The organism is Actinoplanes sp. NBRC 103695 (genome assembly GCF_030269485.1).
Classification (GTDB): domain Bacteria; phylum Actinomycetota; class Actinomycetes; order Mycobacteriales; family Micromonosporaceae; genus Actinoplanes.
In genome coordinates, this window is the sequence record NZ_BSTL01000031.1 from 1 (window position 1) to 15602 (window position 15602).

Sequence of the window (15602 nt, forward strand, 5' to 3'; positions counted from 1 at the left end):
CTGACGAATACCTCTGGGCGTCGGCCCACCCGGCACCACCCCTCTCAACAACGAGAAGGACAGCCTGCCCGAAACACCCTCAGAACCGACGGATTACACGGCCAACGTTCAAAGACGAGGCACTAGGCGTAGGGCTTGGTGGAAGTATCGCTGCGCTACGCCTTGAACATCTGAGTCGTAGGCGCAGATGCCGGCCAGGGCGGCCAGCCCTCCGGTTGATCGGAAGAGATCCCGGCCCGTTCCGTCGCCATATGAGCCGGACAGTAACGGTGTTGTGTGCTCGTTCAGGAAGTTGACAACTCGGCTTCGCGTGGCGACTCCGCCGACCTGCCTGTACATCGTCTCGTAGCGGGTCCGAGCGGCTTGGAGAACAATGATGTCGCCCGGTTGCACCCGTGGTCCTGCTCGCCGCGAGACGTCGCGGTCCTCTGGCGGATTTTCCCACTCCCAGACGGGAACGATGGCGCGATTGCCGGAGATCACGGGGGAGTCCGATGACCCTGAACGCTGATCTTGGCGCCACAGCGAGCCAGCCCGTGTCACGAAATCAGTCAGCTGAACTGCTTGATCCCCAGCTGATCGCCCCATGCCGACGTCGTGTAAATCAATCCGCCGGCCGAGTTGTTCGCTGAGGATCTCGCAGATGATCTCAGGCGTGCGACCGCGCGGACGTTGGCCATTCACCCAACGTCCAACGGAGGTGTGGTCGTAGCGCGTCAACTTCTGACCCCGAGGCTGGGCCTGGTTGATACGGGCCGCCAGCCCGGCGCGGGACATACCGCTTTCTTCTAGTAAGGCAGCGAGGAGAGCGTTCGACTCCATGTCACCGACCTTCCGCAGCGTGCCGAGGTGCTCAGCGTAGCGGGTTCTCATTCACACCCCGTGTGAACCAGAACCATCAGGTCATCAGTATCAAACTCTTCTGAATGCCCAACGCCGGTAGTTAGCTCGGGTCGAACCTGATGCGGCTCAGATTGCCTCTGTGGTGCGCAATAGGAAGATCTGATTGGAGCTCACAATGTTGATCATGGCCGTCGTTACGGCGCTGGTGGTGGGGTTTCTAGCGGGGCTGCTCTCGTTCAAGGTCAAAGCCCGATGGTGTCCGAGCTGCGGGGGGTCGACCCGGGCGTCGGCTCGTGAGTTGGTCGGACGGTCGTGATGGCAGGGAACAGTGGCCGTCGATCCCTTGACTCGGCTGAGGCGCACCTCCCTCGTCAACAACGCGATGCGCCCGCACGTCGACCCCGGCAGCTACCGCGTGCACATACCCCCGGACCCGCCCGAGCACGTCGACCCGGACAGCTACCGCCAGCTGAGCGCCGCCGGGCGGCCGTACCCGTCGGACCACTACCTGATCGCCGCCGTGATCAACATCTGAACACCACAGACCCGTCCCGCCCGTATCGCCGTGCGCCGCCGACAGAAACCCGATCGCCATGACATCGCTCGACACCGCCAGCCGTGACCAGCTCGCCGCTCTGGTCAACGCCGTGGAAACCAGCACCGGCCGCACACGACGCCGCGCCAGCCGCCAGCTGTGCGCCGTGCTGGACGGCTACCCCGCCACCGTGCGGGCCTGCACAGACCCGGTGCTGGTCCAGGCCGTGCTGTACTACCGACCACAAAGGCGGTCGCAGCGGTGGCGGCGCTTCGAGTGGGTGGCCTACGCCTACCAGGTCACCCGGGAACTCCCCATCGGCAACAAGACCCGGGCCGCAGCCGCCGTGTGCTGGGCGACCCAGCTGAGCGAGCACGGCAACCCCGCAGCCGCCACCAGCGTGATGCGCGAAACGCTACGCGACGATCTACGCGACAGCGGCCCCTACACGATGTTCCTGACCGGGCTCGGCGCCCAAGTCCGCCACGACCGCGGCGAATACGTCAGCGCCCTGAACACCCTCGACCAGCTCTGGGCACACTGGCAGGCCGCTCACCACACCAACCACCAGCTCGGCCACGACCTGCTACACACCTACCACGCGATGCTGACCGCCTGCGGCCACACCACCACCGCGCACACCCTGCTCAGCACCGCCACCGCCCTCCTACCCGCCATCGACCTGACGACGACCGCGCCCACGGCCAAGCCGCTGCGCGACCATCACATTGCCTGCACCAACCGGGCACCGGCAGACCCGGCGGTGCGCCGATGAACCCGACCGGCGGCAGCCCCGCCCAACCTGTTCCGACCCGCGGGTTCGGCTTCGACACCTCGATCATGCACCCCGCCCGCCGCTACGACTACTGGCTCGGCGGCAAGGACAACTTCAAAGCGGACCGCGCCTCCGGCAACGCCATCGCCGCCCGGTTCCCCGGGGTCAGGACCGCCGCGATCGAGAACCGCAACCTCGGCCGCCGGGTCGTCGGCTGGGCGGCCCGCGACGGCATCACCCAATTCCTCGACATCGGCACCGGCATCCCCACCCCCTCGAACAACACCCACGACATCGCGCAAGCCATCCACCCCGACGCCCGGGTCGTCTACGTCGACAACGACCCCGTCGTCCTCGCCCACGCCCGCGCCCTGCTCACCAGCCACACCCCACGGGGCCGGGTCGCCTACCTCGACGCCGACATCGGCGACCCCGCCGCCATCCTCGCCGCACCCGAATTCACCGACACCATCGACCTGCGCCGACCCGTCGCGGTCCTGCTATTCGCCGTCCTGCACTTCCTGCCCGACGACAACCACGTCCGCGACATCCTCACCACCCTCACCGCCCCACTCCCACCCGGCAGCATCCTCGCCGTCAGCCACGCCACCTACGACTACATGCCCACCTCCACCCGCAAAGCACTGCACACCGAACTCGCCCAACACCCCGAACAACACGGCACCCCCACCCCACGCATCCGCGAACAACTGTCCGACCTGTACACCGCCACCAGCCTGACACCCGTCGCACCGGGCCTGGTCCCCACCATCCGATGGCGCCCCGAACTCGAACCCCACCCCCGCGATGGGGTCACCGACGCGGACGCCAGCATCTACGCCTACGTCGCGAGACGGCCATGACCGGCAACAGTCAGCCCACGCCACCGCTCTGCGACACCGGCGACCTGACGTCAAGGACGGCTGGTGTCTTGCTGGCGAAGTTGAACGTCGTCGCGGATATCGCCGCCACCGTCCGCCGACATCGGCGAGCGATCGCGAGCTTGCGGCTCGTCATCGACCGGCCGCCGCCTTCTGCTACCCGTCGAGGACCTCTACACCCCAGAAGGCGGAGGCATGCCGCCAGAGCACGCCGCGCACACCACCCGAACTGCACCGAGCGAGCTGCACCGCCGGGTGCCTAGTTCCGCAAGTGGTCGCTGCTGCTCAGCGCGCACCAGAGCCACCCAACGGAGGACCGATGACATTCATCGAATGACCGGTGGTAGGGCTGTCGGCGCGTTCCGTGGCTGAACTGCCTCGGCGGGGCGCGTGCCCGGTACTGCGCGACACGAAAGTTGAGGTAGGGCGAGTCACCGAGGGAGATTGAGATGCCAGTGATCGTGAGTCCGCAGGAAGACATCTACGTCGCTGTCCGACCCGGCGCTCAAGCCGGCATGCAGCTGCCAACGTCACATTACGACCAGGTCGCCCAGGCCGTTTTCGGCGGCGCGCCGTTGCCGGAGTGGTTCATCGATGCCGCACGTCAAGCGTGGCAGACCGACCTTGCCGGGCAGCCCGCCACCGATGCCGTGCTGGTGCGTCAGCGCTCGACCGCTCCGGTGATTTACAGCCGGGCCACGTGGGAGATCAACAAAGGGTGCAACTTCTCCTGCGAGCACTGTTACCTGGAACAAAGGCCCTTCGCCGGGCTTCCCCTGGCCGAGAAACTGCGCCTGATCGACATGCTCGCCGAGATCGGCGTGCTCTGGTTCCAGATCACCGGCGGGGAACCCCTGATCGATCCGCACTTCCCGCCGTCCTACCTCCGCGCGCATGACGCCGGGATGATGATCGAGATCCTCACCAACGGTTCACGCCTCGCCCGCGAACCTATGATCACCCTGTTCGCGGCTGCCCGTCCGCACAAGATCACCGTCTCGATGTACGGGGCAAGCCCCGAAACCGCTGACGCGCTGACCCAGACCCGGGGAGCGTTCAACAACGCCTACTGCGGCCTGCTGGCAGCCAAGGACGCCGACCTGCCGATCGAAGTCACGATCATCGTCACCAAACACAACGTCGACGAACTCGCCGACATGCGCGCGCTGATCGATGAACTCGGGTTCCCGCGCAATGAGTACGGATCGATCTCGCCGACCTATACCGGCAGCGGATCGCCGCTCGCCGCTCAGGCACCCGGCTGGCTCAACAAGAGCGCCATCTTCGACGGCTGCCCGGCAGGGCACACCTTCTTCCACGTCGACCCGCACGGCATGGCGACCATGTGCAAGGTCGGCCGGGACAACCCGATCAGCCTCATCACCGACGGCCCTGAAGGCCTGCTGCGTCTGCCCGCGATCGCGGACGCCCAAATGCTTCGCACAGGCGGATGCACAGGTTGCACTCTGTCGTCCTCCTGCCGGGTATGCCGACCCATGGCGCGCGTGTACCAGGAAGCGAAGGCACCACTGCAGAATTACTGTCGGCACGGCGAAAGGACACCGTCATGACCATCACCGCTGTTGAGATCACCACCCGGCCCCCGGCCGAGACCACCACCCGGCCAGCAGGCCGCGCCCCGGAGCCGGCGGGCGTGGTCATCGTCGCCAACGTCGAGGCCCTCGCCAGCACGAACGTGGCCCGCTGCAACGACGACAACCCGTACCGCTGATCACTGAATAACAGCCCTCGGACGGTATGCCGCGCCATGGCGGCGCCGTCCGAGGGCAACCATCGTCACGAGGATCCGAATGCCCGTCACACGTGTCAGCTACCACGACCTACCCGCCGCCGTCCGCGACGCGATCGAGGACACGATCGGTCCGGTCGTCAACGCCGCGCCATCGTCGGCGGGAATGAACAGCGCCATCGCCGCCACGCTGCACACAACATCGGGCTCCTACTTCGTGAAAGCCTTGCCCACAAGCCATCGCTGGGTCTGGACACAGCAACGCGAAGCCGACATCGCGCCGTACCTCCGCGCGGTCGCGCCAGCTCTGGTGGATCACCTTGTCATGGACGACTGGGACCTGCTGATCTTCGAAGCCTTGGACGGTCACCACGCCGACTACAGCCCCGGCTCACCCGATCTCCCGAAGATCCTCGACCTCCTCAACCGCATCAGCCACACACCCACACCGGACGTCGAGCTTCGCGACGCCGCCCAGCGCCTGGCCGACTACACCACCCACAAGGCTGACCTCGAATACTTCACCGGCGGCTCGCTGCTGCACACCGACTGGAACAACACCAACGTCATCGTCGGCGAGCAGGCGCGGATCGTCGACTGGGGCTGGGCCACTCGCGGCGCCCCGTGGCTCGACGCCGGCTACTGGATCATTTGGCTCATCGCAGCCGGGCATTCACCGCAAGCCGCCGAAGAGCGGGCCGCTCACATCCAAGCCTGGACCAGCGCGACTCCCGACGCTGTCACCGCATTCGCCGCCGTCAACGCACGACTATGGGCCGACATCGGCGCCGACCGGCCCGACTCCTGGACCCGAGCTTTGGTAACAGCCTCAGCTCAATGGCAACGACACCGCTCGGGGTGACTGCGCCCTCCGCCAGCACCCCCGCCAGCCAGGGATCCGTTCGACCTGGCCGGGGCACGACAGTCCGCCCGATCCGAGAGACGGCTTATGTGGCGGTGATGTCGTCGATCTGTGCGGCCACCGCGACCAGTTGATCGGCAGCATCAAGCCGGACATGGTCGAGGCGCTCGATGACTTCCAGCTCGCGATTGCGTAAGGCGTCTTTCTCGGCGGAGGAGAGCGCTGAGCGTAGATAGTCGTAGGCAACACTCAGCTTGGCGGTTGGGTCAGCGGCTCCGTCGAGTTTCGCCGCCCAGCGACGGTCCATGCATGCCTCCAAGTACTGTCGTGCCCCGTCACGACGGGGTGATCGCCCGCCTATCGACGATCGCCTCTATTTTCCGCGGCTGAGGCCATCGGCGAAATGCCCGCATCCATGAGTGAATCCGGCACCAATGAAGGTGGTCCCGCAGCGCGGGCCCGGCGTTCCAGGCCAAGTTTGCGACACCGAATGGACTGATCCAGGCGGATCCGGAAGGAGCTACAGCCGTACTTGCGAAGCCGGTCATCGGTTCGGACTTTTCCGGGCACGCTAAGCCACTACCTCTGACAACGGATCCGTGTCCTTCGAGTGTGATCGCCCGGACGAAGGGTCGATCGAGATCACATCCCGTTCCGCCTTGAGGATCTTGAGCAGGAGTGAGGCGCGAGCGTTGGACACGCCGTGCCCGTCGTCGCGCATGGCATCCGCGAGGTTGTCTCGCGACAGCGACCGGCCGGCATTGGCCAGCGCCGCCCGAGCCGCCCGCGCGGCCGGAATCAGTTGCGCCATGGAGCGAACCTCCACGGTGCTGCTGCCTGGTCGCCGGTGCGAAGTTGGCCCGGGAGGTCCGGCCGCCCCGGCGGGGGATGCCCGGCCGATCAGCCTGGCCGGGCGCGGACGGAGCGGCGTCGCTCGTCCGATCCAGCCGGTGTGGCGACCGGCGCGACGCTGCGCGACCGGGTAGAGACTGGCCACGATCTCCAGTCCATCGACGCTGATCGGGAAGGCGTAGGACTTCCACCCCAGTTGACCGTGGTGGGTGGCCAGCTCCCGCATGTGCGCGAAGCTGATCGCGCCCGCGACGATGGCCAGGCCGCCGACGAACAACACGGTCAGAATCATCAACGCTGTGTCGGTTCGGGTCCTCGCGCGATCACCTTCCCGTCGCTCGCGGCGAACACGAGCAGGGCCGAGAGCGCATCGATTACGGGCCGCGCGTCATCTGCGCGTAGGGACAGCTCTGCCTCGCCTAGCTGTATCCGCAGGAAGGAGTTGCACGGCCAAGGGGCGCACGCCTCGGTGAGCCAGGCCGTGGCGTCCCGGGCGGTCAGCCCCATCGTCGTAGCGAGATCCAGCCGGACTGGAGCGGAATGGTGTTCGCCGCCCTCGCCGAGCCGGCACCCGTCGGCCTGGCCGACGGGGTCGGCAGTACAGCGGGACCGGTCGCACCACGCCGGGTGCGGACCCCTATGGACGGTTGGGATGTGTTCTGAGCAGCGCAAACGCCGGATCTGAATTCCGGGCTTCTTTCGGTCATTGACTACGGTCAAGTCGCAGACCGCCAGGGGACTGGCCCGGCTGCGTGAACTGCTCGGCGACCCGCCGCCGGGTACCCACGATCCCCGCATTCCCGTCACCGCTTCCGAGAGGACCAACCGATGAACGACGTCAAGGAACTGCTGGGGCGGGCGCTCGGCGGCACGGCGACGCCGGAGCCCGATCCGGCGGACGACGTGACCCGCGGACATGCGCTGCTGCGTCGCCGGCGCCGGACCCTGCTGTCGGGGACGGCCGCGGCCGCGCTGGTCCTGGTCGCGGTGCCGGTGAGCATGAGCGTTCTCGGGGCCGGCGCCACTCCCCCGGGTGCGGGACCGGCGGCGTCGACCGCGGGCCGGGCGCTGCCGGCCGTCGAGCTGGTCGCCTACACGAGTACGCACGACGCGATGCCGGGGCGGGACGGCACCAAGGTTTCGGTGAACGGGCAGCCGGGCTATCTGCGATCCGACGGCGGCGGCCAGTACCTGACCTACCGGTCGGCGGCCCGCTGGGTGGACATCCAGGCCCCGGCATCGCTGGGCTGGAGCGGCGCCGACGTCGTGGAGTTCGCCGCCGGGATCACGGTCAGCAGGAAGGCCCAGGACAGCCACGGCTGAGTTCGTCCGGAAAACCTCGTCCGATGTGCACAAAAGACGACTCGGCTTCGTCTTCCCCCATGTGTTCACACTTCGAAGAAGATCACTGGCAGCGGCACTGATCCTGGCGCTGCCGACGGCGGCGGTCGCGGGCAGCCCGGCCGCCGCCGCGGAGAACCCCACCGGCGGCGCGGCCCGGACCGTCACGCTGATCACCGGCGACCGGGTCAGCGTCACCGGCGCGGCCGTCACCGTGGCCCCCGGACCCGGCCGCGCCGGCATCCCCTTCGCGACCAGCACGGTCGACGGCCGTACCCGGGTCGTCCCGGCCGACGCCATGTCGCTGGTGCGCGCCGGCAAGCTCGACGAACGGCTGTTCGACGTCACCGGGCTCATCACGGCCGGCTACGACGACCGGCGCACCGACCTGCCGTTGATCATCAGCGGGGGCGCGGCGGCGAGCGGCACCCGCGTACGCAAACTGCCCAGTCTCGGCGCGACGGCCGTGCGTACGCCGAAGAAGGATCTCGCCCGGGCCTGGACGGCCCGGACCGGCAAGGGGAAGGTCTGGCTCGACGCCAAGGGCGAGTTCACCGCCGCGGACGGTGTCCAGCAGATCGGCGCCACGCTCGCCTGGCAGGAAGGGTTCGACGGCAAGGGGGTGACGGTCGGGGTGATCGACTCCGGCGTCGACGTCACCCACCCCGACCTCGCCCCGGTCGTCGCCGCGCAGACCGACTTCTCCACCGGCACCCCCACCACCGGGGAGGTGCACGACTACGTCGGTCACGGCACCGCGGTCGCCTCGATCCTGGCCGGCACCGGCGCGGCGTCCGACGGCCGGTACCGGGGTGTGGCCCCCGGAGCGCGGCTGGTCTCCGCCAAGGTCGGCGACTGGGAGGTCACCGAGTCCGCGGTCATCGCCGCCATGGAGTGGACCGCCGGCACCGAGCACGCCAGGGTCGTCAACATGAGCCTCGGCTTCCCGAACACCGCCGGGAGCGATCCGTTGGAGAGCGCGGTCGACGAGCTGACCGAGAAGTACGGCACCCTGTTCGTGGTCGCCGCCGGCAACGACGGCAACAACGGCAACGACCAGAACAACGGCGACGACTACATCATCGGCTCCCCCGCCGACGCCGCCGCCGCGCTCAGCGTCGGCGCCGTCGACCGCGACGACCGGCTCGCGGCCTTCTCCAGCCGGGGACCGGGCCTGGACGGCGAATCCGTCAAGCCGGAGATCACCGGGCCGGGCGTCGACATCACCCACGCGCTGAGCAGCGACGTCGGCAGCGGGCCGTACGACGTCGGCTACGGCACCTCGTTCGCCGCGCCGCATGTCGCCGGTGGCGCCGCCATCCTCGCCCAGAGGCACCCCGGCTGGACGCCCGCGCAACTCAAGGCGGCTCTGATGGGCACCGCCCGGCCGGCCGCGGGCCTCGGCGCGTACGCCCAGGGCGCGGGCCGGGTCGACGTGGCCCGCGCGGTGCACACCACCCTGCTGGCCGACCCGCCGAGCCTGAGCATGGGCAACCAGATGGCCGACCAGCCGATCACCAGGACCGTCAGCTACCGCAATCTCGGCGCCCGGCCGCTGACGGTCGCCCTGCGGGTGACCGCGCCGTTCACGGTGAACGCCGCCGCGGTGACCGTTCCCGCCGGTGGCACCGCCACCGCACAGGTCACCGCTCCGGCCGGCCTGACCGGCGGCGCCCACACCGGCCGGCTCACCGCCACCACCGGCGAGCAGGTCGTCACCACCCCCGTCGCCGTGGTCCGCGAGACCGCGAAGGTCCCCCTGAACCTGCACGTGCTCGGCCGCGACGGGCTGCCCACCGCCGACCATTACACCCAGGTGATCGGCCTGGACACGCCCTACCAGCACGACACGCTCTTCGATTACCCGTGGACGCCGGACGTCGAGCTGCACGTCCCCAGCGGCCGGTACGCGATCATCACCCAGTACTTCGCGGAGGCGGAGGACGGCACCTGGACCAGCTCCGCGGTCGCCCAGCCCTCGGTCCCGGTCACCGCCACGACGGACATCACCGTCGACACCCGCGCCGCCCGGCCGGTGACCGCCACCCTTCCGGACGCCGGCGCCCGGTTCGACGCCGGATCCGTCGCTTTCGGCGTCCGTACGCCGAAGGGCTGGTCCTCCTACGCGGTCAACAGCTACGGCGGCACGCTGAGCAGCGCCCAGCTCGGCGGGAACGACGACGCCCTCCTCTCGGTGGTCCGTCTGGCGTACACCTCCGACGCCGGGGTCTACCACCTGGCCTGGCCGTTCCGGGGCCGTGTGCCGACCGGATTCACCGGCGCCGTCACCGCCGGGGACCTCGCGGTCGAGAACGGCGGGATGCACCGGCAGGCCGCCGACAGCTCGTACTCCCTGGAGGCGGGCGTCCACGTCCCCGGCAGCCCGCTGGTGTTCGCGCAGCTCACCACCGAGCCGTCCGCGACCCGGCACTTCAACACCGCCGGCGGCATCCGGTGGAGCACCAGGACGTACGAGTGGCGCGAGGAGGCGAACTTCGAGGAGGTCTCGACGGCCGGAGAGCCACGGCGCTACGAGCCCGGCAGGCGGTACACGGCCGGCTACGGCGAGCCGGTCATCGCACCCTGCACGAGCGGCGACGGCAACACCTGGACCGGCGACCGGCTGCGGATCCGGGTCGCGATGAGCTGTGACAGCGCCGGGCACGCCGGGAGGACCGGCAACGTCCCGGGCAGCACCGCCCTGTTCCGCGACGGCAGGCAGGTCGCGGTCTCCGGGGTCGGCGGCGAGGCCACCTTCCGGGTGCCTCAGGCCCGGGCCGGCTACCGGCTGCACCTGGAGCAGACCCGCCCGGCCGCGTTCGTCACCGCCACGGCAACCACGCTGGACTGGACGTTCACCGACCCGGCCGCGGTGCCGGCCCTCGACACGGTCCGCATCGCCCCGGCCGGAGCGGGAGTGCGCATGACGGTCCCGGCCGGCACCCGGTCGGTGGCGCTCGACGTCTCCTCCGACGACGGCAGAACGTGGCAGACCGCCGTTGCCCGCCGCGATACCGACGGCACCTACCGGGCAGACGTCCCGCGGAGCGGTTACCTGTCACTGCGAGTGACCGCGAAGGGTTCTGCCGCCACCATCACCCAGACTGTGATCCGGGCGCTTCCCCCAGGATGACGCCGGTCACATAATGACGCCCCGGTGGCCGGCTGAAGGAGAGTTGATTGGCGAGTTGGCATCCCGGGCTGAGAGAATCTTCCGATGCTCTTGCGCCCGGATGCCACAGCACAGCTGACCGAGCTCTTGCGGAATCGGATCCTCGTCCTCGACGGCGCGATGGGCACGATGATCCAGCGGCACGTCTTCGCCGAACAGGACTTCCGGGGTGAGCGGTTCGCCGACTGGCCGAGCGACGTGCGGGGCAACAACGACCTGCTGTCGCTCACCCAGCCCGACGCGATCCGGGAGATCCACCGCGACTACCTGCGGGCCGGCGCCGACCTGATCGAGACGAACACCTTCAACGCCCAGCGGATCTCCCTCGCCGACTACGGCATGCAGGACATCGCGTACGAGCTCAACGTCGCGGCCGCGAGCCTGGCCCGGGCGGAGTGCGACGCGGCGACCGAGGCCGACCCGGGCAAGCCCCGGTTCGTGGTCGGCGCGCTCGGCCCGACCAACCGGACCGCGTCGATCTCGCCGGATGTCAACGACCCCGGCGCGCGCAACGTCACGTACACCGAACTGGTCGAGGCCTACCTGGAACAGGCCAACGGCCTGGTCGACGGCGGCGCCGACATCCTGATGGTCGAGACCATCTTCGACACGCTGAACGCCAAGGCCGCGATCTTCGCCCTGGAGACCCTCTTCGAGGAGCGCGAGCGCCGCTGGCCGGTGATGATCTCCGGCACCATCACCGACGCGTCCGGCCGCACGCTGTCCGGTCAGGTCACCGAGGCGTTCTGGAACTCGGTGCGGCACGCGCGGCCCCTGCTCGTCGGGCTCAACTGCGCCCTCGGGGCCCAGGAGATGCGGCCCTACCTGGCCGAGGTGTCGCGCCTGGCCGACTGCTTCGTCTCCTGCTATCCGAACGCGGGCCTGCCCAACCAGTTCGGCGAGTACGACGAGGCGCCGGAGCAGACCGCCGCGATCGTGCGGGAGTTCGCCGAGAGCGGCCTGGTCAACGTGCTCGGCGGATGCTGCGGCACCACCCCGGAACACATCACGGCGATGGCCGAGTCCGTCGACGGCCTCCCGCCCCGGGCGCCGGCCACGCCTCAGACGGCCTGCCGGTTGTCCGGCCTCGAGCCGCTCAACATCACCGCCGAATCGCTGTTCGTCAACGTCGGCGAGCGGACCAACATCACCGGCTCGGCGAGGTTCCGCAATCTGATCCGCGACGGCGACTACCCCGCCGCGTTGTCGGTCGCCCGTCAGCAGGTCGAGAACGGCGCCCAGGTCATCGACATCAACATGGACGAGGGGATGATCGACGGCGTCGCCGCGATGGACCGCTTCGTCAAGCTGATCGCGAGCGAGCCCGACATCAGCCGCGTCCCCCTGATGGTCGACTCGTCGAAGTTCGAGGTCATCGAGGCCGGGCTGCGCTGCGTGCAGGGCAAGCCGATCGTGAACTCGATCTCGATGAAGGAGGGCGAGGACAAGTTCCGCGCCCAGGCACGGCTGTGCCGCAAGTACGGCGCCGCCGTCGTCGTGATGGCCTTCGACGAGGAGGGACAGGCCGACAACCTCGAGCGCCGCCAGCAGATCTGCGAACGGGCCTACCGGATCCTCGTCGACGAGATCGGCTTCCCGGCCGAGGACATCATCTTCGACCCGAACGTGTTCGCGGTCGCGACCGGCATCGAGGAACACGCGAACTACGGCGTCGACTTCATCGAGGGGACGCGCTGGATCAAGCAGAACCTGCCCGGCGCCCTGGTGTCCGGCGGTGTGTCCAACGTGTCCTTCTCGTTCCGCGGCAACAACGCCGTACGGGAGGCCATCCACGCGGTCTTCCTCTACCACGCGATCGCCGCCGGCATGGACATGGGCATCGTGAACGCCGGCGCCCTGGTCGTCTACGACCAGGTCGATCCGGTGCTGCGCGAGCGCATCGAGGACGTGATCCTCAACCGGCGCCGCGACGCGGGGGAACGCCTGCTGGAGATCGCCACCGAGTTCGCCGGTGACGGCCGCAAGGCCGAGGCGGTCAACGACGCCTGGCGCTCGCTGCCCGTCGGGGAACGCATCACGCACGCCCTGGTGAAGGGCATCGACGAGCACGCGGAGGCCGACACCGAGGAGCTCCGGGCCCTCATCGAGGCCCGGGGCGGCCTGCCCATCGAGGTCATCGAGGGCCCGTTGATGGCCGGGATGAACGTGGTCGGCGACCTGTTCGGCGCCGGCAAGATGTTCCTGCCTCAGGTGGTCAAGTCGGCGCGGGTGATGAAGAAGGCCGTCGCCTACCTGATCCCCTACATCGAGGCGACCAAGACGCCGGAGACCGCGGGCCGCAGCAACGGCGTCGTCGTGCTGGCCACCGTCAAGGGCGACGTGCACGACATCGGCAAGAACATCGTCGGCGTCGTCCTGCAGTGCAACAACTACGACGTCATCGACCTCGGCGTGATGGTTCCCGCGGAGAAGATCCTCGCCGCCGCCGAGGAACACGGCGCCGACATCATCGGGCTGTCCGGGCTGATCACCCCGTCGCTGGAGGAGATGGTCGGCTTCGCGGCCGAGATGGAACGCCGCGGGCTGGAGATCCCCCTGCTCCTCGGCGGCGCCACGACCTCCCGGGCGCACACCGCGGTCAAGGTCGACCAGAAATACCACGGGCCGGTCGTCTGGGTGAAGGACGCCTCGCGCTCGGTCCCGGTCGTCGCGGCGCTGCTCTCCGACGAGCAGCGCCCCGCCCTGCTGGCCGAGGTCAAGACCGACTACGAGGCGCTGCGCGAGCGGTACGCCAACCGCAACGACACGAAGGTGATGCTGCCGATCGAGGCCGCGCGGGAGAACCGCACGCCGATCGACTGGGAGGGCTACCGCCCGCCGCGGCCCCGCCTGATCGCCTCGCAGTCGCCGCGGATCCACCAGGACGGCAGGCCCGCGCCGGCGGCACACCAGTTCGTCAAGACGTTCCACGACTACCCGATCAGCGAGCTGCGCGAGTACATCGACTGGCAGCCGTTCTTCAACGCGTGGGAGATGAAGGGCCGGTTCCCCGACATCCTCAACAACCCGGCAACCGGGGAGGCCGCTCGCCGGCTGTACGACGACGCCCAGGAGATGCTGGACAAGCTCATCGCCGAGAAGTGGATCACGGCGGCCGGCGTCATCGGGCTGTTCCCCGCCAACGCGGTCGGCGACGACATCGAGCTCTACACCGGTGAGGACCGCACCGAGGTTCTCGGCAGTCTGCGCCAGCTGCGGCAGCAGACCGAACACCGGGCCGGGGTTCCGCACCGGTCCCTCGCCGACTTCGTCGCCCCCCGCGACACCGGCCTGTCCGACTACGTCGGCGCGTTCGCGGTGACCGCCGGTCTCGGCATCGGCGACAAGATCACCGAGTTCAAGGCTGCGATGGACGACTACAGCGCCATCCTGCTGGAGTCGATCGCCGACCGGCTGGCCGAGGCCTTCGCCGAGCGGCTGCACGAGCGGGTGCGCACCGAGTTCTGGGCGTACCAGCCCGACGAGAGGCTCGACAACGAGTCGCTGATCAAGGAGAAGTACGTCGGCATCCGCCCTGCCCCCGGCTACCCGGCGTGCCCCGAGCACACCGAGAAGCAGACGATCTGGGAGCTGCTCGACGTCCAGGCCAACACCGGGATCGAGCTGACCGAGAGCATGGCCATGTGGCCCGGCGCCGCGGTCAGCGGCCTGTACTTCTCCCACCCGCGGTCGCAGTACTTCGTGCTCGGTCAGATCGGCCGGGACCAGGTCGAGGAGTACGCCCGCCGCAAGGGCTGGACCATCTCCGAGGCGGAGAAGTGGCTCGCGCCCAACCTCGGCTACCGCTCCGACAACGACTGACTCCCATGGCGCTGCGACCCGCTCAGGTGAACATCAAGGCCGTCGATCACGAGGCGGTCGGCCGGTTCTGGGCGGAGGCGCTCGGCTGGAGCGTCTACCGCGCCGGGTCCGGCGTGACCTCGTACGTCGGACCCGTCGGCGAGTTCGTCTGGCCGGACCCGGTCGTCCTCGGCATCGACGTCGTTCCCGTCCCGGAACTCAAGACGGCGGCCAAGAACCGGGTGCACCTCGACCTCGCCACCGCCTCGGCGGAGCACCAGGCGGAGTTGATCGGCCACCTCCGGGCTCTCGGCGCGACGCCCGCCGACATCGGCCAGGAAACCGTGCCGTGGACGGTCCTCGCCGACCCGGAGGGCAACGAGTTCTGCGTGCTGGAGCCCCGGGAGATCTACCGGGACACCGGGCCGATCGCCGCGGTGCTGGTCGACTGCGAGGATCCGCGGGCGATGGCCCGGTTCTGGGGCGAGGCGCTGGACTGGACCCTGCACGAGGTGACCGACCGGAGCGCGATGCTGCGCTCCGCCAAGGGCGTCGGGCCGTTCCTGGAGTTCCTGCGTACGCCGGGGACGAAGACCGCGCCGGACCGCGTGCACCTCGACCTGCTGCCGTACCCCGGTGACGACAAGGAGGCGGAGGTGGCACGGCTGCGGGATCTCGGCGCCACCGACCTCGACCTCGGGCAGGGCGACGTCCCGTGGACGTGCCTGTCCGACCCGGAAGGCCACGAGTTCTGCGTCCTCGGCCCGGCCCAGACCTGACCTGACAGCCG

The 15602-nt window shown here is 69.1% G+C and carries 13 protein-coding genes; 10 read left to right on the top strand and 3 right to left on the bottom strand.

Features of this window, described 5'->3' with window-relative positions:
• Positions 1 to 108: 108 nt before the first annotated feature.
• Positions 109 to 873 (bottom strand): NsdA family TPR-like regulatory protein, encoded by a 765-nt coding sequence (locus tag QSK31_RS39270; protein WP_285689819.1) that lies wholly within the window; start codon positions 871 to 873, stop codon positions 109 to 111.
• Between the two features lie 313 nt (positions 874 to 1186).
• Here QSK31_RS39270 and QSK31_RS39275 point away from each other — a divergent pair, with 313 nt between their 5' ends.
• From QSK31_RS39275 to QSK31_RS39300, 6 genes are all read left to right on the top strand, one after another.
• Entirely contained in the window at positions 1187 to 1378 is a 192-nt protein-coding gene (locus tag QSK31_RS39275) for a hypothetical protein (RefSeq protein ID WP_285689820.1), read from the top strand.
• Between the two features lie 58 nt (positions 1379 to 1436).
• Positions 1437 to 2153: a hypothetical protein gene (locus tag QSK31_RS39280; RefSeq protein WP_285689821.1), complete on the top strand. Its 717-nt coding sequence runs from the start codon at positions 1437 to 1439 to the stop codon at positions 2151 to 2153.
• Complete coding sequence (locus tag QSK31_RS39285) at positions 2150 to 3016, top strand: SAM-dependent methyltransferase (protein ID WP_285689822.1); 867 nt, start codon at positions 2150 to 2152, stop codon at positions 3014 to 3016. The genes QSK31_RS39280 and QSK31_RS39285 overlap by 4 nt, the downstream gene beginning before the upstream one ends.
• Positions 3017 to 3483: 467 nt before the next feature.
• Complete coding sequence (locus QSK31_RS39290) at positions 3484 to 4605, top strand: radical SAM protein (RefSeq protein WP_285689823.1); 1122 nt, start codon at positions 3484 to 3486, stop codon at positions 4603 to 4605.
• Positions 4602 to 4766: a hypothetical protein gene (locus tag QSK31_RS39295; RefSeq protein ID WP_285689824.1), complete on the top strand. Its 165-nt coding sequence runs from the start codon at positions 4602 to 4604 to the stop codon at positions 4764 to 4766. Before QSK31_RS39290 ends, QSK31_RS39295 begins: the two co-directional genes overlap by 4 nt.
• Before the next feature lie 184 nt (positions 4767 to 4950).
• Positions 4951 to 5646: a hypothetical protein gene (locus tag QSK31_RS39300; protein WP_285689825.1), complete on the top strand. Its 696-nt coding sequence runs from the start codon at positions 4951 to 4953 to the stop codon at positions 5644 to 5646.
• A gap of 85 nt (positions 5647 to 5731) precedes the next feature.
• Here QSK31_RS39300 and QSK31_RS39305 read toward each other — a convergent pair whose 3' ends face one another.
• Both QSK31_RS39305 and QSK31_RS39310 read right to left on the bottom strand, forming a co-directional pair.
• Positions 5732 to 5953 (bottom strand): hypothetical protein, encoded by a 222-nt coding sequence (locus QSK31_RS39305; RefSeq protein WP_285689826.1) that lies wholly within the window; start codon positions 5951 to 5953, stop codon positions 5732 to 5734.
• A gap of 264 nt (positions 5954 to 6217) precedes the next feature.
• Positions 6218 to 6790, bottom strand: a complete 573-nt coding sequence (locus QSK31_RS39310) for a DUF2637 domain-containing protein (RefSeq protein ID WP_285689827.1) — start codon at positions 6788 to 6790, stop codon at positions 6218 to 6220.
• Between the two features lie 536 nt (positions 6791 to 7326).
• Between QSK31_RS39310 and QSK31_RS39315 the strand changes: the two genes are divergently transcribed.
• From QSK31_RS39315 to QSK31_RS39330, 4 genes are all read left to right on the top strand, one after another.
• Positions 7327 to 7821: a hypothetical protein gene (locus QSK31_RS39315; protein WP_285689828.1), complete on the top strand. Its 495-nt coding sequence runs from the start codon at positions 7327 to 7329 to the stop codon at positions 7819 to 7821.
• A 61-nt stretch (positions 7822 to 7882) separates the two neighbouring features.
• Positions 7883 to 10972, top strand: coding sequence for a S8 family peptidase (locus QSK31_RS39320; RefSeq protein WP_285689829.1), 3090 nt, complete (start codon positions 7883 to 7885; stop codon positions 10970 to 10972).
• An 84-nt stretch (positions 10973 to 11056) separates the two neighbouring features.
• A complete protein-coding gene (gene metH, locus QSK31_RS39325) occupies positions 11057 to 14833 on the top strand; it encodes a methionine synthase (RefSeq protein ID WP_285689830.1) in 3777 nt (1258 codons plus the stop codon).
• Between the two features lie 5 nt (positions 14834 to 14838).
• The gene (locus tag QSK31_RS39330; protein ID WP_285689831.1) at positions 14839 to 15591 is read left to right on the top strand and encodes a VOC family protein; all 753 of its coding nucleotides are present in this window, start codon (positions 14839 to 14841) and stop codon (positions 15589 to 15591) included.
• Positions 15592 to 15602 lie beyond the last annotated feature (11 nt).